A 24,655-nucleotide genomic window follows, 5' to 3' on the forward strand; every position below is an offset into this window, starting at 1 on the left:
CTTCCCTCTTTCAGGTGCCCGCCGCGCCGTCGACCAGGACGATCGACCCGTTGACGAAGCTGGCCGCGTCGCTCGCCAGAAAGACGATCATTGCGGCGATCTCGTCGGGCTGGGCGATGCGGCCCTGCGGGATCATCGCGACGATCTGATCCAGATGCGCCTTCGGCAGCCCGTCGAGGATCGCCGTATCGGTGACTCCGGGCGCCACCGCGTTGCAGCGGATGCCGTCGGCGGCATATTCCTTCGCCGTCTGCTTGGTGAGCATGATCATGCCGGCCTTGGAGATGCTGTAGGGGCCGACGCGCGGAACCGCGTGCATGCCCGCGGGTGAGGCAAGGTTGACGATCGCGCCGCCGCCCGCTGCGATCATCCGCGGCAGCACAGCCTGCGTCAGCGCCAGCGGCGCGCGCAGGTTCGCGGCCATCACCGCGTCATATTCCTCCAGATCGAGCTCATGCAGCCGCTTGACGCGCGGCCCGCCGATCCCCGCATTGTTCACCAATATGTCGATGCGGCCGAACGCGTCATCCATCGCCGCGAACAGCGCCGTCACGCCATCGGCGGCGGTGATGTCGGCGGTGCAGGTCCGCACGCCGGGCACTTCCGCCGCGAGCCGGCCCAGCCCTGCCGCGTCGAGATCGGCGGCCAGCACCTCGGCCCCCTCGGCGACGAAGCGGCGCACGACCGCGCCGCCGATACCGCCGGCCGCGCCAGTGACCAGCGCGACCTTGCCGCCGAGCGATGCGGTCACAGACGCAATGCCATCGCGTAGCTCGACATGTCGGGCAGCATGTGGCCGCCATCGACGACCAGTGCCTGACCGGTGACGAACTGCGAGGTCGGCGAACAGAAGAACATCACCGCATTGGCGATGTCGCTCGGCAGGCCGGCGCGCTGCAGCGGGATGTTGGGAACGATCTTGTCGCGTGTCGCATCGTCCATCTTCGGGCTGCGGTCGTCGATGACCAGCCCGGGCTCGATGATGTTCACCGTCGCGCCATGCTTGGCGAATTCGAGCGCCATGTTGCGCGCGAGGCCGTTCATGCCGCCCTTCGAGGCGGCATAGCTGTCGAGCCCCGCAAGCCAGGCGTGGTTGCCGATCAGCGACGAAATGCCGACGACGCGGCCGTTGCCGCATTTCTTCACATGCGGCAGCGCGGCGCGGCCGAGCCACAGGAAGCTGTAGAGATTGGTGCGGAGCACGGCGTCGAACTCTTCGTCGCTGATCTGCTCGAAGGGCGTGAAGGGAAAGATCGCGCTGTTGTGGACCACGATATCGAGGCCGCCGAAGGCATCGACCGCCGCCCGCACCGCCGCGTCGCACGCTTCGCGCGTCGACAGGTCGAGCGCCACCAGCTCGACGTCGCCGCCCGCCGCGCGCAGTTCGCCGGTCACCTCGCGCCCGCTCGCCTCGGTGCGGGTGGCGATCAGCACCTTGGCGCCATTTTGCACCAGTTGCGTCGCGATGACGCGGCCGATGCCGCGCCCGCCGCCGGTGACCAGCGCCACCTTGCCTTCCAGATCGACCTTCATTGCCCGTCCCTTCCTTTGGTGGCCGCGATCGCGGCCTCGGTCCATGTCCAGAGCCGCGCCGCGGCCTCGGGATCGCGCGCCCAGTCCTTGACCCCGTCGCGCCGCCCCTCCCGGTTCGGCAACGCCTCCTGGCAGTCTTCGAGATAGAGGCCGCCGGCGCCGTCGAGCTCGCGGCCGAGCGCCGCCCAGACCGTCGTCGCGGCGCCCTGCTCGACCGTCTTCCATTTATACTGGCTCGCCTGCGCCGGATCGACGCCGAGCCGCTGGCGGATCTCGTCGGTCATATGGCGGCCGAGCGAGGTGTGGATGCCGCCGGGCATCAGCGAAAAGGCGCGGATGCCGTCGTCCTTGTACCGACGGTCGAGTTCGAGCGCGAACAGCGCGTTGGCGGTCTTCGACCGCCCATAGGCGGCGAGCGGGTCGTAATCGGTGCGCTCGAAATTGGGGTCGTCGAAATCGAAGCCGCTCCACAGATGTCCGCTCGACGCGACCGCGACGACGCGCGCGCCCTTCGCCGCTTTCAGCGCCGGGAGAAGCAGATTGGCGAGATGGAAATGGCCGATATGGTTGACGCCGAGCTGCATCTCGAACCCCTGCGCGGTGCGCATCAGCGGACACGCCATGATCCCGGCATTGTTGATCAGCAAGTGCAGCGGCGCGCCGCTGTCCGCGGCGGCAAAGGCCTCGACCGAGCGCAGGTCGGCGAGATCGAGCGCGGCGATGCGCGCCTTGCCGCCGGCCGCGGCAATCTCCGCAGCGAGCGGTTCCGCGGCGGCGGTGTCGCGCACCGCGAGCACGACCTCCGCGCCCTGCCTCGCGAGCACCCGCGCGGTTTCGACGCCGAGCCCGGCGGTCGCCCCTGTGACGATGACGCGCTTGCCCGACAGGTCGTGCCCGGTGGCAACCTCGGCGGCGGTCGATGCCCAGCCGAAGGGCGACGTGATTCGGTTCATTCGCTTTTCCTCTTGTCGAGAAACAGGGTCTGGTGGGCATGCCCCAGTTCGCCCCACTCGTCGGCGAGGAGCGAATGGACGACCGCGAGGCCATTGCCCGCGCTTCGGGTTTCGGCGGCGACCCGCACCCATTCGCCCTGCGGCATGCGGGTCAGGTGCAGGCTGATATCGACATTGGCGAAGCTCCACGCGCGCCAGTCGACGAAACTCGACGTGCCGCTGCCGAAATCGGCCGCCATCGCGAGCTGGACGAAGGGCGAAATCGCGACGCCGGGCAGGATTTCGCCCGACAGGCGCGCCCAGACGACGCCCGGACCGGGCACTTCGAGCCCGCCCGATTCGAGCCGCGTCTCGCTGACATGCCCGAGCGGCGAGCGGTCGCCGTTGAGGCTCGGCAGGCCGGCGGGCGGCAGCATGTGCCGCACGGCTTCGGTGCCCGGCGACTCCGACATCCGGATCCGCAGCGCCGAGGCGCGCGCCGTGGTCACGCCCTCCTGCACCAGCGCGACGTCGAGCAACTGCAGCCGCTTGCCCTCGCGTACCACGGCGACGCGCGCCTCGACCGGCGCCATCGTCGTCGGCTTCATCATGTCGAGCAGCAACCGGCTCGTCACCATCGGCACCGGGCTCGGCGCCCGTTCGATCACGTGCGCGATCAGCGCATTCAGCACCACCCCGCTTTGCAGGCGGCGATCCCACGGGCCGGTCGCAAGCCGCGTCGGCACATAGGCGCCATCGACGACGTCATAGATATGCCGCACCAGCGGCGGCGCGGCCCCGGCATTCATCAGCCCGCCTTCCGGGGCGCTGCCGACCATGCGAGATCGACGATGTCGGCCACATGCGTGCGGAAGCCGCCCATCTCGCCAACCAGCCAGCGCAGGCGAAAGGTCCACAGATGCAGCGCATGTTCCAGCGTCATGCCGAGCGCGCCGTTGAACTGGTGGACATCGTAATTGACCTGCGCGATCGCGCGCTGCGCGTGCAGCGCGGCGAGCGCCGCGTCGAGTCCGCTGCCGCTCCACGCCGCCTTCATCGCCAGCCAATAAGTACCGCGGCACTTCTCGGCGTCGGCGGCGAGGCGGTGCTGCACCGCCTGGAACGACCCGACCGGCCGGCCGAACACATGCCGCTGCTTGACATATTCGGTGGTGAAATCGGTCGCCGCCTGCATCGCCGCCGCGATTTCGAGCGCCAGCGCGAGCCGCCATAGCCGCCGCAGCTCGCCGGCCTTGTCCGCACCCAGCCGCCGCGCCGCCGAGAGATCGGGTGCCTCGGCGAACTTGCCCAGCGGATAGGCATAGACGCCGTCCAGCGGCACGACCTCCCTCCCGGCCATATCGACCACCGCGACATCGTCGCCCAGATCGACAATCAGCGTCCGCGCCTCGGCGAGGAAGCGCACGCCGCGCGGCAGGTCGGCGAGCCGGGCGATCGCGATCGGCCGCGGCAGCGCCTCGCCGATCAGCAGCGGCACGATCAGCACCGACGCGCCCGTCTCCAGCACCAGCGGCGACAGCCCCGCCTCGTAAACGAGGATCGCGGCCTCGACCGCACCGCATCCATCCGCCAGCGCGACTTCGAAGAAGCCGCCGCCCGCGAGCGCCGCTTCCAGTCCGGTCGCGGGGTGAAAGGCGCGCGGCTCGACCACATTGCCGGTGCGCGGCACCTCGCGATGATCGGCGACAATGCGCTGGATCGCCCCGGCGAGCGCGCGCTGGTCGGCGGAAAAATCAAAATCCATCGCTCAATTTCCCCGCGGCAGCCCGAGATGGCGGCCCGAAATCATGTTGAGCTGCACCTCCGCTGCGCCCGCCGCGATGCCGGCGGTGATCGCCGAATTGAACTGCGCGCGCAGATGGCCGTCGGCGCCGTCGACGAGCAGGTCGGGCAGATAGGTCGAGGTCAGGTTCGCGACCGCATGATCGGCCTGGATCATCGCCCAGCGCGCGAGATAGGTTTCGGAGCCCGGCTCCTTGTCCTTCGCGCGGCCGTCGATGACCAGATAGGTCTGAAGCCGCGCCGCCTCGACCATCGCGAGCGCGGCGGCGCAATCGGCACGCACCACCGGATCGTCGAAATCGCCGCGCGCCTTCAGCAGCTCGACGATATGCGCAAGGGCGCGCGCCGCCTTTTCATAGCGCCCCGCCCCGATCCGCTCATAATGGATGATCGTCTGAACGATCGTCCAGCCATTGCCTTCCTCGCCGAGCAGCGCGTCGGCGGGGACGCGGGCGTCGGTGAAGAAAATCTCGTGGAAATCGTGGCGCGAATGGACGCCCGGGATCGGCCGTATCTCGATGCCCGGGGTGTCCATCGGCACCAGGAAACAGCTGACCCCGCCCTTGCCCTTGCCGCCGACGCGCGCGAGCAGGAACATGATGTCGGCGCGGGCGGCGTAGCTGGTCCAGATCTTTGAGCCGTTGACTACATAGTCGATGCCGTCGGGTTCGGCGCGGGTCTGCATATTGCCGAGGTCGGTGCCCGCCTCGGGCTCCGAAAAGCCCTGGCACCACAGCAGCTCGCCCGCCGCGATCGCCCGCAGATAGCGCTGCTTCTGCGTTTCGGTGCCGAATTTCATGATCGCGGGTCCGGCCCAGTTGGTGCCGAGATAGAGCGAGGATCGCGGCTCGCCGATCGACCACATCTCTTCGCTGATGATGATCTGCTGCCACGCGCTGGCGTCGGCGCCGCCATAGGATTTCGGCCAGTGCCGCACGATCAGGTCGCGTTCGGCAAGCCGCGCGTTGAACAGCCGGGCATGATCCATCAGCTTCGGACTCGACGGCCCGTGCGGGGCATATTCGTCCCACCAATCGTCCGGAAGCGTCGCCAGCACCTCATGAAGCTCGGCGCGATACGCCTCCTCCGAATCGCTCCAGGCGAACTCCATCTTTGCTCTCCTCTCTTAATTGGTATACTTATTCGCGACATCGCTCGCTTGTCAAACGGGAGGAAATTCAACACATGTCGGAGGGCGAGAGGGGCTTCACCCTCCCGGGGGACAGATTGGCCATGGTGGGCGCGAGCAAGCGCAGGAGAAAATTGGGAGAGATCGTCGCCGAGCGGATCATCGGCGAGATCATCCGGCGCGGCTGGAACGAGGGCGAGGTGCTGGGCACCGAGGCCGATTTCATGGACATGTTCCGCGTCTCGCGCGCGACCTTCCGCGAAGCCGTGCGGCAGCTCGAATGGCATGGCGCGGCGGGAATGCGCCGCGGCGTCTATGGCGGGCTCGTGGTCAAGGCGCCGCCGCGCCACGCGATCGTCTATGGCGCGAAAACCTATTTCGGCCTCGCCTCGGTCGACCGTGCCCTGCTCGACGAAGCCGCCGCGGTCCTTCGCGCCGCGCCGCGGCTGCGGCCGGGCCAGTCGGAGAACCAGGCGATCGGCCTCTTCCTCGAGGCGCTCGACACGCGGACGATCACCGATCTCGCCAACGAGCGCATGGTCGCGGGGTCGCTGCCCAAGCTCAGCGAGACGATCGCGCTGAAGCTGGTGCAGGATATCGAACAGGCCGGGGCGAAACGCGGCGCCAACCTCGGCAACGAAGGCGAACTCCAGCGGCGCTACGGCGTCAGCCGCGCGGTGCTGCGCGAGGCGCTGCGCCCGCTCGAGCTCCACGACATCGTCCGGGTCAAGACCGGCGCGCAGGGCGGGGTCATCATCCGCGAATGCGACCCGACCTATACGATCGAACTGACATCGACATATCTCACCTATTCGCGCATCCCGCTGTCGCATCTGTGGGAGGCGCAGAGCGCGCTGGAAATCGCCGCGGTCGAAAAATTCGTTCACCGGGCGAATGCGGAATCACTTCAGGCGCTGCGCAAGGCGCTGGCGCGGCTCGAGAATGCATCGGCGAGCCATTATCTTGCCGCGGCGGGCGAGTTTCACCAGATCGTCGCCGACCGCAGCGGCAATCCCGCCCTCGCCCTGTTCGTCGGGGTGGCACTGCGCTACGGCCTGATCGTCATGCCGCGACCCGACGAAAACTTCCTGCCCGAACTCAAGGCGCAGCACAGCCGCATGGTCGACGCCATCGCGGCGGGCGACCGCGACGCCGCGATGGAATCGATGCGCGCGATGTTCGATCATGCCCGCCGCTGGATCCGGCGGATCGAGCGCCGGCAGGACCAGATCGACGCCGAATTTTCAGGCTGAACCCGGACAGACGCCCTCGGCCGCGAAGGGCGCGGCCGCGACCCCCGACGTGTCGAGCGTCGGCGACAGCATCATGCGCTCGGTCCCGGCCCGCGCCGCCAGCTCGGCGAAAGCGGCGTCGGCCTCGCCCGCCGCCACCTCGTACAGCGCCAGATAACGATAGGGATAGGCGCGCAGCGCCGGATGATCGACCAGCCGAAAGCGTTGCGCGGCGACGAAACCCGGCACCGCGAGCACATCGGGGATATGGGTATTGCTGTACCAGTCGTTGAACTCGTCGTCGTCGCCGGGGGTTGCGTTGGTGAGCACGATATAGAGCTGGCGATCCTTGCCCTCGGCGTCGGGCGTCACCGCCGAGCGCACGCGTCCGGTCAGCGCCTCGCCGATCGCCATCATCATCGTTTCGCCGTCGAGCGTGTCGCTCATCACCCAATCGCCGCTGCCCGCGCGGCGGAATATTTCGCCCAGCACTCCCGCAGGTTCGCCGTCGAGCCAATAGGCCGCGGCATTCGCCCAGCGCGGCGCATCGGCGGCGACGGCGACGCGCAGGAACTCGCCGCGCAGCACGCCCGGCACGCCGCACACGTCGGGAAGATGGTGCGTGAGATACCAGTCGCGATGCGCCGCATCGCGGCCCGATTTGGCGTTCTGCATGACGAGCAGGATCGCGTTTGCCCCGGCCATATTTCTCTCCCTCACTCCCGATGTCGAATGGCGATGTCGAAATGGGGCTTGCCGCGAACCGCGGTTCGATGCAAGAGATATGGTATACCAGTTAGGAGGATTGAGGGTGCCAGCGCGTTACGCGAATTATTCGGCCATCAGGGTCGGGCAGGACGGTCTTGTCCTGACGATCACGCTCGACAACCCGCCGCTCAACGGCATGACGCCCGAGGCGCATGAGGAACTGACGCGAATCTGGGCCGATGCTCGGCGCCGACCCCGGCGTGCGGGTGATCGTCTTCACCGGCGCGGGCGAGCGCGGTTTCTGCGCTGCAGCGGCGATCCGAAGAAGATGATCGACAATTGGGGCAACCGCGAACGCTGGCACGTCGGCATCTTCGAGGCGCGGGCGATCATCGTCGCCATGCTCGAATGCCCGAAGCCCGTGATCGCGCGGATCAACGGCCATGCAATGGGCATGGGGGCGAGCCTCGCGCTCGCCGCCGACATCACCATCGCGGTCGAGGATGCGCTGATCGGCGATCCGCACGTCAGCGTCGGCCTGGCGGCGGGCGACGGCGGCGCGCTGTTGTGGCCCCAACTCGTCGGGCTCGTCGAGGCGCGCCGCCATTTGCTGAGCGGCGATCCGCTGCGCGGCAAGGAAGCGGCGGCCAAGGGGCTGGTCACCGACGCGGTGACGCGCGAGGAACTCGACGGCGCGGTGAAGAAATGGGTCGATATCTTCCTGTCCAAGTCGCCGAGCGCGCTCCAGACGACCAAGCAGGCGCTCAACCTCGACATCCTCGACAAGGCGCGCCGCCACATGGGCGAGATGCTGCGGCTCGAAACCCGGTCGTGGGAATCGCCCAATCACCGCGAAGCGGTGCAGGCGATGATCGACAAGCGCCCGCCCGATTTCGTCGACGAATAAGCGGGGCCGCCACGCATCATGTCCGATGATATCGACCTCGGCGTTCTCGCCGAAAGCTTCGCCGAAATGCTCGGCGCCGAATGGCCGCGCGAACGGGCGGTCGCCTTTTCGCGCGCGCCCGCCCCGTTCGCCGGCGCCTTGTGGAACCAGATGGCGGCGCTCGGCTGGACCGCGCTGACGGTGCCCGAAAGCCACGGCGGCCTCGGCCTCGGCACCGAAGCCGCCGCCGCGCTCCATGCCGCGCTCGGAGCGGCCGCAGCGCCGGTGCCGATGCTCGGAACGACGCTCGCGACCACGCTGCTTGTGGCGGCTGGCAGCGAAGCGCAGCAGGCCGATCTCCTGCCGGGGCTCGCCGACGGTTCGCTCCGCGCCGCGGTGGCGCAGCTCGGCCGACGGAGCCGTGACCATCGAGGACGGCTGCGCGAGCGGGACGATCGCGACCATGATCGACGCCCCGTCGGCGACCATGCTGTTCCTGCGCGCCCACAGGGACGGACAGTCCTGCTGGATCGCGGTCCCGACCGATGCCGAGGGCGTATCCGTCGCCCCGGCCGCGCTCAGCGACGCGACGCATACGCTGGCCACGGTCACGCTCGACCGCGTCGGCATCGGCGACGACGCCCTGATCCGGCCCGCCGATCCCTCGGCGCTCGACGACCGGCTGCTGCGCGAGGCGGCGGTGGCGATCGCGGCCGACGCGATCGGCGGCGGCGAAGCGGCACTTGCCGGAACCATCGACTATATGAAGGTCCGCGAACAGTTCGGCCGCGTCATCGGCTCCTTCCAGGCGCTCAAGCACCGCGTCGCCGACCATCAGGCGGCGCTGGTCGCGGGCCGCGGCCTGATCGAACATGCGGGCAGCCTTTCGGCCGATCACCCCGACGCGCTGCTCGCGGCGCTATCGGCCAAACAGCATGTGACGCGCGTCGTCGCGGAAATCGCGCGCGACTGCATCCAGCTGCATGGCGGGGTCGGCTTCACCGCCGAATTCTTCCCGCACATCTATCTGAAGCGCGGCAAGCTCAACGAGGCGCTGTGGGGCACGCGCAACCGGCTGCTCGACCGCATCGCCGACCTGCTGGAGGCCGCATGATGGGCCGGACGTTCGACATCCTGTCCAAGGTCGGCGACGAGCCCGCCTTTCGCCAGGAAATCCGCGACTGGCTCGCCGCGACCGTTCCCGCCGACTGGCGCACGCGCTGGCAGGCGGTGCGCGAATCCGAACTGAAGGCAATCGTCGTCGAATGGCTCGAGGAACGGCGCAAGGTCGGCCTCGCGACCCCGCACTGGCCGCGCGAATGGGGCGGCCCGGGCATTCCCTTCGCCTATCAGATCATCGTCTATGAAGAATTCGCCCGCGCCGACGCGCCCGAGCTCGACATGTTCACCATCTCGCTGTTCCACACCCCCGCGACCCTGTTCGAGCACGGCACGCAGGAACAGAAGGACCGCTATATCGGCGGCGTCGCCCACGGCACCGACATCTGGTGCCAGGGTTTTTCGGAACCCGGCGCCGGCTCCGACCTCGCCTCGCTGCGCACCGCGGCGCGGCGCGAGGGCGATCATTATGTCGTCAACGGCCAGAAGATCTGGTCCTCGGCGGCGATGCACGCCGATTACTGCCTGCTGCTCGCGCGCACCGATCCCAATGGGCCGCGCAAGCATGACGGCATCTCCTATTTCATCATGGACATGAAGACGCCCGGCGTCGAGGTCCGCCCGATCCTGCAGATCACCGGCGAGTCCGAATTCGCCGAAATCTTCCTCGACGACGTCAGGATTCCGGCCGAAAATCTGATCGGCGCCGAAGGCAACGGCTGGAACATCGCCCAGTCGACGCTGTCGACCGAACGTGGCCTGCTGATCTTCGGCGCGGTCGAGCGGCTGGCCCGCTCGTTCGAACTCGACGCGAAGGAAGCGAAGGATAGCTGGATGCGGGACGTCCAGCTGCGCCGCGAATATGCCGCCTTTCACGCCGAGCTCCAGTCGCTGCGCCTGATGATCCGCAAGCTGCTGATCGAACTCGAGGCCAATCCGGACAAGGCGTCGCCGACGCTGCCGACCTATATCAAGCTGGTCTGGGGTCCGTTCCTGCAACGCTACACCGAATTCCTGCTGCGCGCCGAAGGCATCGAGGCGCTGAAATGGCAGCCGTCGATTCCCGGGACCGGGCACAGCAGCCGCCTGCGCATGAACGATTTCCTGAAAAGCTATGGCTGGACGATCGCGGGCGGATCGAACGAGGTCATGCGCAACATCGTTTCGGAAAGAATCCTCGGCCTGCCGCGGGGCTGACCGCGGCGAACGACAAGGTCGAATGACGGGAGAGAGTGACGTGACCGAAGCATCGCCCGCGCCGCCGGGTCCGACGATCTTCTATCGTCTCGTCATCCCGCTGATGATCGCCGAGATCGTCGCCGCGCTCGAACTGACGATGATCTATGCGGCGATGCGCAGCCTGGTCGCCGATTTCGGCGGCACATCGGCGGCGGGCTGGCTCGTCACCTCCTTCATGCTCTCTTCGGCGGCGGGCGCGGCGCTGTTCGGGCGCCTCGGCGACCTGATGGGACGGCGGCGCATCCTGCTGTGGGTGCTCGCGCTGTCGACGACCGGATCGCTGATCAGCAGCCTCACCGGCGACCTCGGCTGGCTCATCACCGGGCGCGCGATGCAGGGACTGGCGGGGGCGATCATCCCGCTCTGTTTCGGCCTGATCCGCGAACGGGTCGCGGCAGAGCGCGTCCCGCTCGGCATCAGCCTCATCTCCTCTTCGGCCAGCATCGCGGCGGCCTCGGGGCTCGTGATCGGCGGGCTCATCATCGACTATTCGGACTGGTCGATGATCTTCAAGGTTTCGGCGGCGATGGGCGCGATCGCTTTCCTCGTTGTGACCTTCTGCGTCGCCGCGGATGAAAGGTCGGACCTTGGCGGGGTGCGCGACGATCTGCTCGGCGGCCTGCTGTTCATTCCGGCGGCGCTCGGCCTGCTGCTCGCGATCGACAACGCGGGACATGCCGGCTTCACCGACCGGATGACGCTCGTCTATGGCGTCATCTCGGCGGTATCCCTCGTCGCCTGGATCGGCCGCGAACGCAGCGTCGCCAATCCGCTCATCAACGTGCGCCTGCTGGGGGAACCTCGGATCGCCTGGGCCAATATCCTGATGGTGACCATCGCGCTCGGCGTGTTCCAGGGCGGGCAGATCATGGCGCTGTTCGGGCAGCAATCGCCCGAAACGGGCGTCGGGCTGGGATTGAGCGCCACGCTCGCCGGCTTCCTGCTGCTGCCCGCCAATATCCTGACCGGCCTCATCTATCCGCTCGTCGCCCGCGCCAACCAGCACTTCGGCCCGCGTCCCGTCGCAACGACCGGCTGCCTGATGGTCGTCGCCGCCTTCCTCGCGCTCATCGTCTGGCACGACGACATCGTCACCGTGATGCTGCTGCTCGTTGTCCAGTCGATCGGGCTCGGCATCGTCTATGTCACCGTGCCGATCGTCATTGTCGGCGCCGCGCCGATGGACCGGGTCAGCGAGGTCACCGGCATGATGGGCGTCATCCGCGCGACCGCGATGGCGATCGGCGCGCAGACCGTCGCCACCCTGTTGTCGACCGGCGGCGGCCATCACGGCTCTCCCACCGGCGCCTTCCCGTCCGAAGCCGCCTATGAGGGCGTCTTCCTGTTCGTCGCCGCAACCGCGCTGATCGGCGCGCTCGTGGCGCAGAAGCTGCCGGGGCGCCTGACCGGGCGGCCCGGCTGACCATTTCCCGAAAGGATCGCCGATGGACGGCCCGCTCGCTCCGCTCTTCTCGCCCTTCGCGCTTCGCTCGCTCAGCCTTGCGAACCGTATCGTCATGGCGCCGATGACGCGCGGTTTCTCGCCGCAAGGCGTCCCCGGGGCCGATGTCGCGGCCTATTATGCGCGCCGCGCCGACACCGGGCTGATCATCACCGAAGGGGTCGGCGTCGATCATCCGGCGGCGCTCGGCGGCAGCGGTGTCGATGGCGACAATGCGCCGCATATGTACGGCAAGGCGGCGCTCGAAGGCTGGCGCGGCGTGGTCGATGCGGTGCACGCGGCGGGCGGGGTGATCATGCCGCAGCTCTGGCATCAGGGCGTGATGCGCGAGATGGGCACCGGCCCCCATCCCGACGTCGAATCGGTGCGTCCGTCGGGCATCTGGGGTCCGCTGGACCGGACCGCGATGGTGTCGCCCGCCTATAGGGAGGCGGTGGCGGCAAAGCCCGGCCGGCCGATGACCGACAGCGAGGTCGGCGACGTGATCGAAGGGTTTGCGCGCAGCGCGCGCTGGGCGATGGAAACCGGCTTCGACGGCATCGCGATCCACGGCGCGCACGGCTATATGGTCGACAATTTCCTGTGGGACGGCACCAACCGGCGCACCGACCGCTGGGGCGGCGATCACCGGGGACGCACCGCCTTCGCCGCCGAACTGGTGCGCGCGGTGCGCCGCGCGATCGGCCCCGAACCGGTGATCAACTTCCGCTTCTCGCAATGGAAGCAACAGGACGTCCGCGCGCGGCTCGCCGACACGCCGGGGCAGCTCGAAGAGGTGCTGGGGCCGATTGCGGATGCCGGGGTCGATATCTTCGACGGCAGCCAGCGCTATTTCGACCGGCCCGAATATGAAGGATCACCGCTCAACCTCGCCGGCTGGGCGAAGAAGCTGACCGGCAAGGCATCGCAGACGGTCGGCGGCGTCGGTCTGTCGTCGGGCGTCTATGATTCGAAAAGGACCGGCGGATCGGATGCGGCGCGCGAGAATGTCGAACGGGCGGCCGCGCGGCTCGACCGCGGCGAGTTCGATCTTGTCGGGGTCGGCCGTGCGCTCCTGCACGACCCGCAATGGACGCGCCGCATCCGCGAGGGCGCAGATTTGCTGCCCTTCGACGAAAATTCGCGGTTCGTCCTGACCTGACGGTCCTATCGGGAAGGGAGAGATTATGGCAGGGCCATTGGAGGGCCGCACCGCGATCGTCACCGGCGCCGGACGCGGCATCGGGCGCGGCATCGCGGTCGAGCTGGCGCGCGAGGGCGCGCAGGTCGTCGTCGCCTCGCGCTCGCAGGGCAGCATCGACGAGACGCTGGCCGAGATCGCCGCCGACGGCGGCATCGGGGTCGGGCAGGTCTGCGACGTCGGCGACCGCGACCATATCGAAAGGGCGGTCGCGGGCGCGGTGGACCGCTTCGGCGGCCTCGAAATCCTGGTCAACAACGCGCAGAGCTTCGGCACCGCCGAACAGCCCGCGCCGACCCCCGTCATCACCCCGCTCGAGGATTTCAACGACGGCGAATGGGACCGCACCTTCGCCACGGGCCCGACCGCGACCTATCATTTCATGAAGGCCGCCTTTCCCCATCTCAAGGCGTCGGGTGCCGGACGCATCATCAACTTCGGCTCCTATTGGGGACAAGTCGGTTATGAAGGCTCGGCGGCCTACAATGCCGCCAAGGAAGCGATCCGCGGCCTGACCCGCACCGCCGCGCGCGAATGGGGCCGATACGGCATCACCGCGAACGTCATCAATCCGGCGATCGCCTCGGATGCGCTCAAGAGCTTCGTCGCCAACCAGCCCGAGCAGGCGCAGAGAGCGGTCGAGACGATCCCGATGCGCCGCTACGGCGACATCTATGCCGACGGCGGACGCCTCGCGGTGTTCCTCGCAAGCGACGACGCCGGTTTCCTGACCGGCATGACCTTCCAGGCCGACGGCGGCCTGTTCATGGCACCATGACGGCCGGTACCTTCTCGGGCCAGGTGGCACTCGTCACCGGCGGCGCCTCCGGGATCGGCGAAGCGATCGTCCGGCGTCTCGCCGCCGACGGCGCGCGCGTCCTGTTCACCGACATCGACGAAGCGGCGGGCGAGCGGGTCGCTGGCGCGGCGCCCGAGACGACCCGCTTCCTGCACGCCGATGCGACCAGCGAGGCGGATGCCGAACGCAGCGTCGCCACCGCCCTCGCCGTCCTCGGCCGGCTCGACATCGCGGTCAACAATGTCGGCAATTTCGGCGCCGGCGACACGGCCGGCGCGGGACTCGAGGACACAGCGGTCGAAGCGTGGGACAACACGCTGCGCCAATGCCTGACGAGTTGCATGCTCGGCATGAAATATGCGCTGCCGCCGATGCTCGCGGCGGGATCGGGCAGCATCGTCAACATCGCCTCGCTCGCGGGCATCCGTGTGACGCGCTACGCCTCCTATGCCTATCACGCCGCCAAGGCGGGCGTGGTGCACCTCAGCGAGGCCGCGGCGGTGCTCTATGCGACACGCGGCATCCGCGTGAACGTCGTCGCGCCGGGGCTGACGCTGACGCCCAATGTCGCGGGCGCCATGCCCGAAGAGCTACGGGCATCGCTGGTCCGCGAATTCCATCCGTCGCAGCGCATGGTCGCGCCCGAGGAAATCGCCGACGCTGTCGCCTGGGCGGCGGCCCCCGGCGGCGCCGGGGCAACGGGCCTCGTCATCCCCGTCGATGGCGGCTGGTCGGCGCGATAGGGTTTTTCTGTGCGGGGTTCCGACACGAAAAGCCCCTCCCCCCTTGAGGGGGAGGCCGGGTGGGGGTGCTCCGGCGCCAGCGTGGACGCGAGACCTGCCGGTCTCGCTCCCCTCCCCAACCCCTCCCCGCCGGGGAGGGGCGATTATGCTAACTAGAGCGGCGTGCGTTTAATCTGCAACGCCCCTTGCCCGTTCGTGTCGAGCTCTTCGACTGCCTTGCAAGGGCTTGGGATCGGTCAAGGCAGGCTCGTCACCCTGCCCCGCGCGTCGGCGTGCTGCGCCCAATAATCGCCCCAGCTTTCGTCCGATTGCGGCAGTTCGCAGGTAAAGCGATCCTCGCGCCCCGGCCATGTGTTGAAATCGAGCGACCGCGGCGCCTCGCGCGGGTCGCCGACGAACAGGAAGCGCGGTCGGCGGCCGAGGAAATGCCAGCCCCCCTCCACCCGCACATAACGGTCGAAATAGACCATCAGATTGACGATCCAATGGTCGCCATCCTCATGCTCCGCCCGGCAATAGACGGTACCGCGCGCGCTGTCGGGCTCGATGTCGGTGATCACATGGCCGACGATCTGGTGAAAGCTGCGATAGAAGCCCGCAAGCACCGGACCATAGAAAGCGCGCGCACCCTCCGCCCCGGCGCCATGATCGCCGAAGCGCGTCTGCGGCGCGAACAATTCGCCCAGGTCGGCAAGGTTGCGGCTGTCGACGGCGCGCGCATAACGCGACGCAAGTTGCTGGATGGCCAGCTGCGCCTCGACCTTTTCCAGCCGCCGCACCCATTGTTCCGTTGTCCCGTCCACCACCGACTCCCTCTTGCCACCAGATTATATCAGTATACTATTTAAACGAGGTAAGACGAACAAGGGGAGAGTCCGATATGCTGCAGACCGCGACCATCCGCACCGCCGACGACGCCGGGCCGCGCGGAAACCGGGGGCGCGAAAGCCGGCGGCCCGGCGAACGGCAGCGCCGCGCGGCCGCTGGACGTGTCCCCGCTGTTCACGCCGCTCCAGATCGGCCGCCTGACGCTGGGCAACCGTTTCGTGATGGCGCCGATGGGGCGCGGCTCGGCAAGCGATGGCGTGCTGTCGCCCGCCTATGCCCCCTATTATGCGCGCCGCGCCGCGGGCGGCGCCGGGCTGGTGATCGGCGAGGCGACCGCGATCGACCATCCGACCGCGATGCACATGCGGACGAGTTCGACCATATACGGCCAGGGTGCGGAGGCCTGGGCAAAGGTCGCCGACGCGGTGCATGCCGCGGGCGGCGCCTTCATGCCGCAGATCTGGCACGCCGCGCTGATGCGCTCGCCCTATCCGGCCGAAGACCCGAAGCTCGAGATGGTCAACCGCCATCTCAAATCCATGGGGCCGTCGGGACTTTATATGCCGGGCCTGATCGATCCGTCGCTGACCCCGCCCGATCCGGTGCAGGTCGAGGAGCCGATGACGGCCGCCGAGATCGACGAATGCATCGCCTCCTATGCTCGCGCCGCCGCGACCGCGATGGCGATCGGCTGTGACGGCGTGAACATCCACGGCGCGCACGGCTATCTGATCGACGAATTCCTGTGGTCGCGCTTCAACCGCCGCACCGACAAATATGGGGGGAGCATCGCCAACCGGGTGCGCTTCGCGGTCGAGGTCGTCGCCGCGTGCCGCGCCGCGACCGCCCCCGACTTTCCGATCATGCTGCGCCTGTCGCAATGGAAGCAGCAGGATTATCGCGCCCGCATCGCCGAGTCCGCGGGCGAACTCGCCGATATCGTGGTGCCGCTGGCGGAGGCGGGCGCCGACCTGTTCGATTGTTCGACCCGCCGCTTCTGGGAGCCCGAATTCGCGGGATCGGACCTCAGCCTGTCGGGCTGGATGAAGCAGCTGACGGGCAAGCCGACGATGATGGTCGGATCGCTGGGCATCGCCAGGGAGGTGCTCGAAAAGGACGCGATGGCCGCGCTGCGCGCCGTCGCCGCGGGCGGCAAGGCGGCCGCGCTCGGCCGAAGTCGCGACGATCGACGGCCCGCCGCACATGCTCGAAGAGGCGCTGCGGCGTTTCAACCGCGGCGATTTCGACCTGCTGGGCGTGGGCCGGATGATGATCGCCAACCCCGATTTCGCGAACCGCGTCCGCACCGGCGACTATCGCCGGCATGCAGGTCTATCGCACCGAGCATCTGATGACGCTCGAATGATCCGGCGCCTCTAGCCCTCACTCACCGGCGGCGCGAAAGGCGCGGTGACGGGCGCGAAACGCGCCGGCTAGCCCTCGCGCTTCGCCGCCAGCGCCTCGGCGAAATCGGGGCCGTGCAGCGTCTCGCGCGTCAGCGCCGCCGCCTTCGCCCGCGCCGCCTCGAACGTCTCGCCGTCCGCATCGCGGAGCTGGCGCTTGATCAGCGCGAAACTCGACGGCGCGCCCTCCGCCAGTTCGGCGGCATAGCCAAGGGCGGCATCGCGAAAGCCTTCGCGCGGCAACAGGCGCGAAACAAGGCCCTTGGCAAAGGCTTCCTCGGCGGCGACGCGCCGCGCCGACATCAGCATTTCGGCGGCATGGCCGGGACCCACCAGCCGCGACAGCGACCAGGCGAGCCCGCCCTCGGCGCACAGCCCCAGATTCGCGAAGGGCGCGACGAACACCGCATCGTCGGCGGCGATCCGGATGTCGGCGGCGCAGGCGAGCGCGAGGCCGATCCCGGCGCACGCCCCGTGGATGGCCGCGATCACCGGCTTGGGGAGCAGCATCAGCCCGTCGTAGCGCAGCCCGCCCGACCCCGAATTGGGGGCGGACGGATCGTCGGACAATTCTCCGAGCACCTGCATGTCGGCCCCGGCGCAAAAGGCGCGGCCCGCGCCCGCCAGCAGGACGACCCGCACCTCGGGATCGGCCCCCGCCCGCGTGAACGCCGCGGTCAGCCCGCGCGACAGGCCGCCGTTCGACGCATTGAGCCGTTCGGGGCGGTTGAGCGTGATCCGCGCAACGCCGCCTTCGACCGCATAGAGGACGACATCCCGCTCCTGCCCCATCTACCAGCCCGCAAAATCGGCCGCGCGCAGCCGGTGACGGCTCGGCGACCCCATCCATGTCCAGTCGAGCATCGCCCGCTTCATATAGATATGCGTGTCATGCTCCCAGGTGAAGCCGATGCCGCCGTGCGCCTCGACCGTGTCGCGCGTGACCTGAAGATAGGTGTCGGTCAGATGCGCCTTGGCCTGCGCCGCGGCATGCGCGGCCTTGTCGGGCAGCTTGTCCCAGGCATGCGCCGCATACCAGTACAGCCCGCGCGCCGGTTCGGTCGCCAGCGCCATTTCGACGAGCTGGTATCGCAGGCCCTGAAAGCCCGCGATCGGCTGGCCATATTGTTCGCGCACGCGGGCGTAATCGACCGACATCGTGACGCAATGCTCGGCCCCGCCAAAGGCATCGGCGGCGAGCAACACCGCCGCGGCATCGACCAGCCGGTCGCGCGCCGGCAGCCCGCCGGCGAGCAGTTCGGCCGCCGCGCCGTCGAACGTCACGGTATCGACCGGACGCGTGCGGTCGCCGCTGTCGATCCGCCGCGCCGTATAGGCCGCGCCCTTCTCGACCAGCGCCAGCCCTTCGGCGACGCCGACGACGATCAGGTCGGCCTCGGCGGCATTGGGCACCAGCGTCTTGGTGCCGCTGATCCCGCCCGCCGCCGTCAGCCGCCAGTCGTCGGGGAACCAGACGCCCTGCCCTTCGCCGAACGCCACCGTCGCCAATATCTCGCCGCTCGCCAGCCTAGGCAGCCAGGCGGCCTTTTGCGTGTCGCTGCTTAGCCAGCGTGATCGCAACGATCGCCAGCGTATGCCCCAGCCAGGGGACCGGCGCCGCATAAGCGCCGAGCCGTTCGGCGACGATCGCCAGATCGACCATGTCGAGGCCAAGCCCGCCATAAGCCTCGGGCACGAAGATCGCGGGCAGGCCGAGTTCGACCAGCCCCGCCCACAGATCGGCGTCGAACTGCGCGTCGCCCTCGACGTCGAAGATCCTGTGGACGCGCTGCGGGTCGCAGCGGTCGCGCAGCAGATCCCCGGTCGCCGACAGAAAGGCGAGTTGGTCGTCCGAAAGCAGGAAGTTCATGCGCCCGCTCCCTGCGCCTTGTCGCGCGGCAGGCCGAGGCTGCGCTCGGCGATGATGTTGCGCTGGATGTTCGACGTGCCGCCGGCGATCGACATCGACAGCGAGATCATGAAGCGTTCGATCCATTTGAGCCGCGCCCCGCCCATGTCGGTGAAATCATCCTCGATGATGTCGCGCGCGAGCTTGGAAATCCGTCCCGCAAGCTCGGTCATGTACAGCTTCGGCATCGTCTGGAACGGACCGATGTCGCGGCCGTGCATGTCGTGCGACGTCGCGCGATAGGTCGAGTAAGTGAGCGACATCAGCTGCCCCTCGATCGCGGCGAGTTCCTCGCGGATGCGCGGGTCCCTGATCGCTCGGCCGCCCGTCGCGCTCGACCTCCTTCGCCATCTTCACCAGGTCGCGGAACATCGACAGGCTCCAGGTCATCGACGAGATACCCGACCGTTCGTGCTTCAGCGTCGAGCGCGTGACGGTCCACCCCTGTCCGCGCTCGCCGACCAGCATGTCCGTCGGCGTCTCGGCGTTGTCGAAGAAGACCTCGTTGAATTCCTTCTGCCGCGTCATCTGGACCAGCGGGCGCACGGTCACCCCCGGCTGGCGGATATCGACCAGCAGATAGGAGATGCCGGCATGTTTCGGTGCCTCGGGCTCGGTCCGCACCAGGCAGAACATGTGCGTCGCCTTGTGCGCATGGGTGGTCCAGATCTTCTGGCCGTTGATGATCCATTTGTCGCCGACCAGCTCGCCCCTGGTGCGCAGCGAGGCGAGGTCGGACCCGGCGTTGGGTTCCGAAAAACCCTGCGCCCAGACGATGTCGCCGCGCAGCGTCGGCGCGATAAAGCGCGCCTTCTGCTCCTCGGTGCCCCATTCGAGCAGGGTCGGGACGACCAGGCCGTTGCCGGGAATGCGCCCGGCCGGCGCCCGCGCCCTGGTCAGCTCCTCGCGGATGATCTCCGCCTTGCCGATGTCGGGTGCCTGTTCGCTGCCGCCGAAACGTTTGGGAATCGAGCGATGGAGATAGCCGCGCTCGGTCGCCGCGATCACGAACGCCCGCTCATTCTCGCGCGACTTCGCATCGCCGTCGGCGGGCGGCCAATGTCGAGCCGATGAAATCGCGCACCTCCTGACGAAAGGCGTCATATTCCGCCCCGAAGCCCAGTTCCATCCTCAATCCTCTATATCATTAGCGCCTTTCCTCTCAAATCTTCCCGCCCGAAAGAGTCAATCGAAAAGGTGATAATCAGATAACTAAGTCACTTGATTATACGCCTGCAAGCGCGCACCCTCCGGCAAACGGAATCTGGAAGAGCGATGGATGAGCGGGCCTTTCGAACGCCGTGCGGCGGCCGCGGCCAATCCGATGCCCGCGCTGTTCGAACGTGGCGGAGTATTACGCATTGACAAATTATGTCCGGACGTCAGAAATGCGGCGAATCCGCCGCCTGGCGCGCGGTTTGCGGTCGGGGCCACCGGCACGGGCAACGGGCCTGTTTCCGCCCGGTTCGGCGGGATCGGCATTTCCGGTTTCGGCCGCGACGGCGGGCTCGAAGGCAAAAGAGAATTCACAGGCACGATAACGGTGCCGATGGGCTGAGGAGAGAAACAATGCCGCAGATGGTGGCGGTGCCGGACAATGTTCCGCCCGAACTGGTGGTCGATTTCGACTTCTACGCGCTGGTCGAGCAAGGCCGAAGATATCCAGCTCGCCTGGGCCGAACTGCACAAGGGGCCCGATATCGTCTGGACGCCGCACTATGGCGGCTACTGGATCGCGACGCGCGCCGAAGACATCAAGGTGATGCAGATCGACCACGAACATTTCAGCCACAATGAATTCGACATCCCGCTGAACCCCGACCGGGTGAAGTCGATCCCGCTGTCGCTCGATCCGCCCCAGCACACCCCCTATCGCAAGCTGCTGATGACCGGCTTCACGCCCGCCAAGGTCAGGCAATATTCCGAAGTCGCGCGCGACACCGCGCGGGACCTCGTCGCGAAGCTCAAGCCGCGCGGCGAATGCGAATTCATCGACGAGTTCGCGAAGGTGCTGCCGATCAACGTCTTCCTGACGATGATGGGCCTGCCGCTCGAGGACCGCGATTTCCTGCTCCCCCGCGCCGAGATCGCGGTGCGCAGCAACGACGTCGACCTCAAGACGCGGACCCAGATGGAGCTTGCCGGCTATCTGATGGGCCATATCGAAAGCCGCAAGGCGGAGCCGCGGGACGACCTGCTCGGCATGATCGTGAACGGCGAGGTCGAGGATCGGCCGCTGACCCCGCAGGAGATCATGGCGATGTCGCTGCTGGTGCTGGTCGGCGGACTCGACACGGTCGCGTCGCAGCTCGGTTTCGTCGCGCATTTCCTCGCGAAGAGCCCCGGGCATCGCCGCGAACTGGTCGACAATCCGAAGCTGATCCAGACCGCCTGCGAGGAATTCCTGCGCCGTTACGGCCTTCCCAACACCGCGCGCCAGCTCACCAGCGATTATGAGTATAAGGGGCTGCAATTCAAGAAGGGCGACATGATCCAGATGCCGAAGTGCCTCTATGGCCTCGACGACCGGATCAATGCGGACCCGGCGGTGGTCGATTTCCATCGCAAGCCGTCGGAGATCAAGCACGCGGCCTTCGGCGCCGGGCCGCACGTCTGCCCTGGCAATGTGCTGGCGCGGCGCGAACTGATCGTCTTCCTCGAGGAATGGCTGCCCGAAATCCCCGATTTCGCGATCGACCCCGACCGGCCGCCGGTCTTCGCCGCGGGGAGCGTCAACGGCGTCGACAAGCTCTATCTGAAATGGGCGGTGCAGTGAGCGCGATCGACGACAGCGGTGTCCGCACGGCGATCCGCGCCGCGATCGACGCGGGCCACGAACAGGCGGTGCATGTCGTCGCCTATCACGACGGGAAAAAGCTCCTCGACGTGTGGGACGGCCTCGCCGACCCGGCATCGGGACGCAAGGCCGACGCCGACACGCTCTACAACGTCTATTCGGTGACCAAGGCGGTCGCGGCCACCGCGCTGCATATCCAGGCCGAGCGCGGCCATGTCGATTATGACGCGCCGATCGCCGACTACTGGCCCGCCTTCGCCGCGAACGGCAAGGCGGCGGCGACGGTGCGCCACGCGCTCACCCACCGCAGCCGGCGTGCCGCTGATGCCCGAGGGCGTGACGCCCGAAAAGATGTGCGACTGGGATTATATGACCGGCGCGATCGCGGCGATGGAGCCGCTCGCGCCGCCGGGCGAAAAGACGCTCTACCAGTCGATGACCTTCGGCTGGATCGTCGGCGAGATCGTCCGCCGCAGCGACCCGAAGGGCCGCGATTTCCGCCAGTTCGTGCTCGACGAGATCAACGCGCCGCTGGGCCTCAGGGACCTGTGGATCGGTATCCCCGACGCGGTCGAGGACCGTATCGCCACCCTGTCGAACCGCAACGAGAACGACCCGCCGCCGCCCGAAGCGACGCTCTACGCGCGCTCGATGCCCGCCGCAGTCGACCTCGTCCCGCCGGTGTTCGAGCGCCCCGACGTGCGCCGCGCCGCCATCGCCGGTGTCGGCGGCATCTTCAACGCGCGCGACGAGGCGCGCTTCTGGGCGATGCTCGCGGGCGGCGGCGAACTCGATGGCGTGCGCCTGCTGTCCGCCGAGCGCGTCGCCGGCTTCTCCAGCATCCGCGACAATGGCGACGAGCCCGATCCGGTGATGTTCGGCATCCCGATCCCGATCAGCATCGGCGGCTATTGGCTCGGCGGCCACCGCGTCAGCGGCCCGCGCGCGATCTGGCACCCCGGTGCCGCGCGGCTCGCTCGGCTGGGCCGACCCCGACCAGAAACTCGCCGTGGCCGTGTGCCACAACCGCATGTTCAACGCGCGCGATCCCCAGGACGACCCGATCCTGCCGATCTCCAAGGCGGTCGTCGCCGCGCTCGGCCTGGAGTGGAAATCATGACCGTCCTGCCCCGCCTCGAAGACCTCGAGGACAAGAGCTTCGATCCCTTTCTCATCGAGCGGCTGTCGACCGGCAATTGCCCCGACCCCTATCCGCGCATCCACGAGCTGCGCGAACAGGGGCCCGTCGTCGAGGGCAGCTATCGCATGCAGTTCACCGACGTGCCCGACGCGCAGATGGGCCACCTGCCGCAGGTGATGGTGCTCGGCTACGACGCGGTGATGAAGGTGCTGACCCAGCCCGAAATCTTCACCAACAAGGAAGCGTTCGAGAATAATCTCGGCAAATCCTTCGGCAACACCATCACCGTGATGGACGCGCCGATCCACACCAAATACCGCAAGATCTTTCAGAAGGCCTTCCTGCCGCAGATCGTCGCCCAATGGGGGGAAACGGTCGTCGACCCCGTCGTCAACCGGCTGATGGGCGAATTCATCGATCGCGGCGAGGCCGACCTGATCGAGGAATTCACCCACCATTACCCCTTTCAGGTCATCTATGCGCAGGTCGAGCTCGACCCGGCGCAGGCGCCGGTGTTCCACAAGCTCGCGATCGCGCAGATATTGTCGTCGATCGGCGCGCCGCAGGGGCCGGAGGCGAGTAGCAAGCTCGGGAGCTTCTTCGGCGAACTGCTCGCCGAAAAGCGCCGGAACCCCGGCACCGACCTGATCAGCCACCTCGCCACGGTCGAGGCCGACGGCGAGCGCCTGCCCGACGACGTCCTCGTCTCCTTCCTCCGCCAGCTGATGAACGCGGGCGGTGACACCACCTATCGCGGGACGAGCGTGCTGCTCACCGGCCTGCTCACCCACCCCGACCAGCTTGCGGCGGTAACCGCCGACCGCAGCCTGATCCCGCAGGCGATCGACGAGGCGCTGCGCTGGGAGGGGCCGGTCTCCTCGACCTTCCGCTATGCCGCGCAGGACACCGAGATCGAGGGCGTGCCGATCAAGAAAGGCACTTATATCAACACCGTGCTCGCCTCGGCGAACCGCGATCCGGCGAAGTTCGAGGACCCCGACAGCTTCGACATCTTCCGCCCGCGCGGCACGCGCCACCTCGCCTTCGCGAGCGGCCCGCACCTCTGCATCGGCCAGCACCTCGCGCGCGTCGAGATGACGCGCGCGCTGAACGCGATCCTCGACAGGCTGCCGAACCTGCGGCTCGATCCCGACAAGCCGGCGCCCGAGATCAAGGGGCATTTGCTGCGTGTTCCCTATCACCTGTGGGTGAAGTTCGACCGCTGACCGGGGTTCGATGCGATGAAGAAATGGATGTGCATGAACTGCGGCTGGATTTACGAGCAGGAACTCGGCGACCCCGAGGGCGGCATCGCGCCCGGGACGGCGTGGGAGGATATCCCCGACGACTGGAAATGCCCCGACTGCGGCGCGCTGAAGGCCGAATTCGACATGGTCGAGATCTGACGCGATGGGCCCTTTCGACTATGTCATCGTCGGCGCCGGATCGTCGGGCTGCGTCCTCGCCGAGCGGCTGAGCCGCAGCGCCAGCCGCAAGATCCTGGTTATCGAAAGCGGCCCCGTCGATTCGAGCCCGCTGATCGACATGCCACGCGGTTTCGGCAGGACGCTGATGGACCCGAAGCTGACCCACGCCTATGTCGCGAAGAAGACCGGCGGCCACAACGAACCCGAATATTGGGTGCGCGGCAAGACGCTCGGCGGGTCGAGTTCGCTCAACGGCATGGTCTATGTCCGCGGCCAGCCGAGCGACTATGACGATTGGGATTGCGACGGCTGGCGCTGGGCGGACCTGAAACCGCATTTCAAGGCGCTGGAGAACCACGAGCTCGGCGCATCGGACATGCGCGGC

At 67.8% G+C, this 24,655-nt stretch carries 25 protein-coding genes and 4 pseudogenes; 16 read left to right on the plus strand and 13 right to left on the minus strand.

Translation table 11 applies throughout. The features are described 5' to 3' along the window. Positions 1-10 precede the first annotated feature (10 nt). From N0A20_RS09265 to N0A20_RS09290, 6 genes are read right to left on the minus strand one after another with little or no spacing between them, the layout of a single operon-like run. On the minus strand, positions 11-751 hold the full coding sequence (locus tag N0A20_RS09265) for an SDR family NAD(P)-dependent oxidoreductase (protein WP_260583636.1): 741 nt from the start codon (positions 749-751) through the stop codon (positions 11-13). Then, positions 748-1,533 (minus strand): SDR family NAD(P)-dependent oxidoreductase, encoded by a 786-nt coding sequence (locus N0A20_RS09270; RefSeq protein WP_260583638.1) that lies wholly within the window; start codon positions 1,531-1,533, stop codon positions 748-750. The genes N0A20_RS09265 and N0A20_RS09270 overlap by 4 nt, the downstream gene beginning before the upstream one ends. Then, positions 1,530-2,486, minus strand: coding sequence for an SDR family NAD(P)-dependent oxidoreductase (locus tag N0A20_RS09275; RefSeq protein ID WP_260583640.1), 957 nt, complete (start codon positions 2,484-2,486; stop codon positions 1,530-1,532). Before N0A20_RS09275 ends, N0A20_RS09270 begins: the two co-directional genes overlap by 4 nt. Beyond that, on the minus strand, positions 2,483-3,304 hold the full coding sequence (locus N0A20_RS09280; RefSeq protein WP_260583642.1) for a thioesterase family protein: 822 nt from the start codon (positions 3,302-3,304) through the stop codon (positions 2,483-2,485). Before N0A20_RS09280 ends, N0A20_RS09275 begins: the two co-directional genes overlap by 4 nt. Continuing rightward, positions 3,274-4,230 carry an acyl-CoA dehydrogenase family protein gene (locus N0A20_RS09285; protein WP_260583643.1) on the minus strand — a complete coding sequence of 319 codons (957 nt, stop codon included), beginning with the start codon at positions 4,228-4,230 and terminating at the stop codon, positions 3,274-3,276. The genes N0A20_RS09280 and N0A20_RS09285 overlap by 31 nt, the downstream gene beginning before the upstream one ends. Positions 4,231-4,233: 3 nt before the next feature. After that, positions 4,234-5,379 carry an acyl-CoA dehydrogenase family protein gene (locus tag N0A20_RS09290; protein WP_260583644.1) on the minus strand — a complete coding sequence of 382 codons (1,146 nt, stop codon included), beginning with the start codon at positions 5,377-5,379 and terminating at the stop codon, positions 4,234-4,236. Positions 5,380-5,501: 122 nt separating this feature from the next. On the opposite strand from N0A20_RS09290, the gene N0A20_RS09295 reads away from it, so the two are divergent. After that, positions 5,502-6,650: a GntR family transcriptional regulator gene (locus N0A20_RS09295; protein ID WP_260583646.1), complete on the plus strand. Its 1,149-nt coding sequence runs from the start codon at positions 5,502-5,504 to the stop codon at positions 6,648-6,650. Here N0A20_RS09295 and N0A20_RS09300 read toward each other — a convergent pair. Next, the gene (locus tag N0A20_RS09300) at positions 6,642-7,334 is read right to left on the minus strand and encodes a DUF4286 family protein (RefSeq protein ID WP_260583647.1); all 693 of its coding nucleotides are present in this window, start codon (positions 7,332-7,334) and stop codon (positions 6,642-6,644) included. The genes N0A20_RS09295 and N0A20_RS09300 overlap by 9 nt on opposite strands. Positions 7,335-7,440: 106 nt before the next feature. Between N0A20_RS09300 and N0A20_RS09305 the strand changes: the two genes are divergently transcribed. The 8 genes and pseudogenes from N0A20_RS09305 to N0A20_RS09335 all read left to right on the plus strand — a co-directional run bounded on the left by N0A20_RS09305 (position 7,441) and on the right by N0A20_RS09335 (position 14,765). Then, on the plus strand, positions 7,441-8,244 hold the full coding sequence (locus N0A20_RS09305) for an enoyl-CoA hydratase/isomerase family protein (protein WP_260583648.1): 804 nt from the start codon (positions 7,441-7,443) through the stop codon (positions 8,242-8,244). A 150-nt stretch (positions 8,245-8,394) separates the two neighbouring features. Then, positions 8,395-8,544: pseudogene (locus tag N0A20_RS20660) on the plus strand (acyl-CoA dehydrogenase family protein); the annotation flags it as partial. A gap of 100 nt (positions 8,545-8,644) precedes the next feature. Further along, positions 8,645-9,337: an acyl-CoA dehydrogenase family protein gene (locus tag N0A20_RS09310; RefSeq protein WP_260583649.1), complete on the plus strand. Its 693-nt coding sequence runs from the start codon at positions 8,645-8,647 to the stop codon at positions 9,335-9,337. Next, positions 9,334-10,539, plus strand: coding sequence for an acyl-CoA dehydrogenase family protein (locus N0A20_RS09315; RefSeq protein ID WP_260583650.1), 1,206 nt, complete (start codon positions 9,334-9,336; stop codon positions 10,537-10,539). The genes N0A20_RS09310 and N0A20_RS09315 overlap by 4 nt, the downstream gene beginning before the upstream one ends. 40 nt (positions 10,540-10,579) lie before the next feature. Continuing rightward, positions 10,580-12,004, plus strand: coding sequence for an MFS transporter (locus tag N0A20_RS09320; RefSeq protein WP_260583651.1), 1,425 nt, complete (start codon positions 10,580-10,582; stop codon positions 12,002-12,004). A 22-nt stretch (positions 12,005-12,026) separates the two neighbouring features. Further along, positions 12,027-13,184 (plus strand): NADH:flavin oxidoreductase, encoded by a 1,158-nt coding sequence (locus N0A20_RS09325; RefSeq protein WP_260583652.1) that lies wholly within the window; start codon positions 12,027-12,029, stop codon positions 13,182-13,184. Positions 13,185-13,209: 25 nt separating this feature from the next. Then, positions 13,210-14,001: an SDR family NAD(P)-dependent oxidoreductase gene (locus N0A20_RS09330; RefSeq protein WP_260583654.1), complete on the plus strand. Its 792-nt coding sequence runs from the start codon at positions 13,210-13,212 to the stop codon at positions 13,999-14,001. Beyond that, complete coding sequence (locus tag N0A20_RS09335) at positions 13,998-14,765, plus strand: SDR family NAD(P)-dependent oxidoreductase (RefSeq protein ID WP_260583656.1); 768 nt, start codon at positions 13,998-14,000, stop codon at positions 14,763-14,765. Before N0A20_RS09330 ends, N0A20_RS09335 begins: the two co-directional genes overlap by 4 nt. A 236-nt stretch (positions 14,766-15,001) precedes the next feature. Here the strand turns inward: N0A20_RS09335 and N0A20_RS09340 are convergent, their stop codons facing one another. Then, a complete protein-coding gene (locus tag N0A20_RS09340) occupies positions 15,002-15,568 on the minus strand; it encodes a nuclear transport factor 2 family protein (protein WP_260583658.1) in 567 nt (188 codons plus the stop codon). A gap of 186 nt (positions 15,569-15,754) precedes the next feature. Between N0A20_RS09340 and N0A20_RS09345 the strand changes: the two genes are divergently transcribed. Continuing rightward, entirely contained in the window at positions 15,755-16,945 is a 1,191-nt protein-coding gene (locus tag N0A20_RS09345) for a 12-oxophytodienoate reductase (protein WP_260583659.1), read from the plus strand. Positions 16,946-17,026: 81 nt separating this feature from the next. Here N0A20_RS09345 and N0A20_RS09350 read toward each other — a convergent pair whose 3' ends face one another. From N0A20_RS09350 to N0A20_RS09370, 5 genes and pseudogenes are all read right to left on the minus strand, one after another. Further along, the gene (locus N0A20_RS09350) at positions 17,027-17,788 is read right to left on the minus strand and encodes an enoyl-CoA hydratase/isomerase family protein (protein ID WP_260583661.1); all 762 of its coding nucleotides are present in this window, start codon (positions 17,786-17,788) and stop codon (positions 17,027-17,029) included. Further along, positions 17,789-18,577, minus strand: coding sequence for an acyl-CoA dehydrogenase family protein (locus N0A20_RS09355; protein WP_260583663.1), 789 nt, complete (start codon positions 18,575-18,577; stop codon positions 17,789-17,791). After that, complete coding sequence (locus tag N0A20_RS09360; RefSeq protein WP_260583665.1) at positions 18,525-18,866, minus strand: acyl-CoA dehydrogenase family protein; 342 nt, start codon at positions 18,864-18,866, stop codon at positions 18,525-18,527. The genes N0A20_RS09355 and N0A20_RS09360 overlap by 53 nt, the downstream gene beginning before the upstream one ends. After that, entirely contained in the window at positions 18,863-19,219 is a 357-nt protein-coding gene (locus tag N0A20_RS09365; protein WP_312846643.1) for an acyl-CoA dehydrogenase family protein, read from the minus strand. Before N0A20_RS09365 ends, N0A20_RS09360 begins: the two co-directional genes overlap by 4 nt. 232 nt (positions 19,220-19,451) lie before the next feature. Then, positions 19,452-20,009: pseudogene (locus N0A20_RS09370) on the minus strand (acyl-CoA dehydrogenase family protein); the annotation flags it as partial. A 175-nt stretch (positions 20,010-20,184) separates the two neighbouring features. Between N0A20_RS09370 and N0A20_RS09375 the strand changes: the two are divergent. The 6 genes and pseudogenes from N0A20_RS09375 to N0A20_RS09400 all read left to right on the plus strand — a co-directional run. After that, a complete protein-coding gene (locus tag N0A20_RS09375) occupies positions 20,185-20,463 on the plus strand; it encodes a hypothetical protein (RefSeq protein ID WP_260583667.1) in 279 nt (92 codons plus the stop codon). Positions 20,464-20,502: 39 nt separating this feature from the next. Next, positions 20,503-21,681, plus strand: coding sequence for a cytochrome P450 (locus N0A20_RS09380; RefSeq protein ID WP_260583669.1), 1,179 nt, complete (start codon positions 20,503-20,505; stop codon positions 21,679-21,681). Then, positions 21,666-21,950 (plus strand): annotated as a pseudogene (locus N0A20_RS09385) (serine hydrolase domain-containing protein); the annotation flags it as partial. The gene N0A20_RS09380 and the pseudogene N0A20_RS09385, both read left to right, overlap by 16 nt. Before the next feature lie 76 nt (positions 21,951-22,026). Beyond that, on the plus strand, positions 22,027-24,069 hold the full coding sequence (locus N0A20_RS09390) for a cytochrome P450 (RefSeq protein WP_260583880.1): 2,043 nt from the start codon (positions 22,027-22,029) through the stop codon (positions 24,067-24,069). Positions 24,070-24,084: 15 nt separating this feature from the next. Then, complete coding sequence (locus N0A20_RS09395; RefSeq protein ID WP_260583671.1) at positions 24,085-24,249, plus strand: rubredoxin; 165 nt, start codon at positions 24,085-24,087, stop codon at positions 24,247-24,249. A gap of 4 nt (positions 24,250-24,253) precedes the next feature. After that, positions 24,254-24,550, plus strand: a pseudogene (locus tag N0A20_RS09400) (GMC family oxidoreductase N-terminal domain-containing protein); the annotation flags it as partial. Between the last annotated feature and the right edge of the window lie 105 nt (positions 24,551-24,655).

This window comes from Sphingopyxis sp. PET50 (assembly GCF_025244705.1).
Taxonomy (GTDB): Bacteria; Pseudomonadota; Alphaproteobacteria; order Sphingomonadales; family Sphingomonadaceae; genus Sphingopyxis.

Coding starts and splice junctions, on each gene's coding strand:
- N0A20_RS09270 (WP_260583638.1), bottom strand. CDS start 1,533: ATGAAGGTCGATCTGGAAGGCAAGGTGGCGCTGGTCACCGGCGGCGGG.
- N0A20_RS09275 (WP_260583640.1), bottom strand. CDS start 2,486: ATGAACCGAATCACGTCGCCCTTCGGCTGGGCATCGACCGCCGCCGAG.
- N0A20_RS09280 (WP_260583642.1), bottom strand. CDS start 3,304: ATGGTCGGCAGCGCCCCGGAAGGCGGGCTGATGAATGCCGGGGCCGCG.
- N0A20_RS09285 (WP_260583643.1), bottom strand. CDS start 4,230: ATGGATTTTGATTTTTCCGCCGACCAGCGCGCGCTCGCCGGGGCGATC.
- N0A20_RS09290 (WP_260583644.1), bottom strand. CDS start 5,379: ATGGAGTTCGCCTGGAGCGATTCGGAGGAGGCGTATCGCGCCGAGCTT.
- N0A20_RS09295 (WP_260583646.1), top strand. CDS start 5,502: ATGGTGGGCGCGAGCAAGCGCAGGAGAAAATTGGGAGAGATCGTCGCC.
- N0A20_RS09300 (WP_260583647.1), bottom strand. CDS start 7,334: ATGGCCGGGGCAAACGCGATCCTGCTCGTCATGCAGAACGCCAAATCG.
- N0A20_RS09315 (WP_260583650.1), top strand. CDS start 9,334: ATGATGGGCCGGACGTTCGACATCCTGTCCAAGGTCGGCGACGAGCCC.
- N0A20_RS09325 (WP_260583652.1), top strand. CDS start 12,027: ATGGACGGCCCGCTCGCTCCGCTCTTCTCGCCCTTCGCGCTTCGCTCG.
- N0A20_RS09330 (WP_260583654.1), top strand. CDS start 13,210: ATGGCAGGGCCATTGGAGGGCCGCACCGCGATCGTCACCGGCGCCGGA.
- N0A20_RS09335 (WP_260583656.1), top strand. CDS start 13,998: ATGACGGCCGGTACCTTCTCGGGCCAGGTGGCACTCGTCACCGGCGGC.
- N0A20_RS09350 (WP_260583661.1), bottom strand. CDS start 17,788: ATGGGGCAGGAGCGGGATGTCGTCCTCTATGCGGTCGAAGGCGGCGTT.
- N0A20_RS09360 (WP_260583665.1), bottom strand. CDS start 18,866: ATGAACTTCCTGCTTTCGGACGACCAACTCGCCTTTCTGTCGGCGACC.
- N0A20_RS09375 (WP_260583667.1), top strand. CDS start 20,185: ATGAGCGGGCCTTTCGAACGCCGTGCGGCGGCCGCGGCCAATCCGATG.
- N0A20_RS09380 (WP_260583669.1), top strand. CDS start 20,503: ATGTTCCGCCCGAACTGGTGGTCGATTTCGACTTCTACGCGCTGGTCG.
- N0A20_RS09390 (WP_260583880.1), top strand. CDS start 22,027: ATGCCCGAGGGCGTGACGCCCGAAAAGATGTGCGACTGGGATTATATG.
- N0A20_RS09395 (WP_260583671.1), top strand. CDS start 24,085: ATGAAGAAATGGATGTGCATGAACTGCGGCTGGATTTACGAGCAGGAA.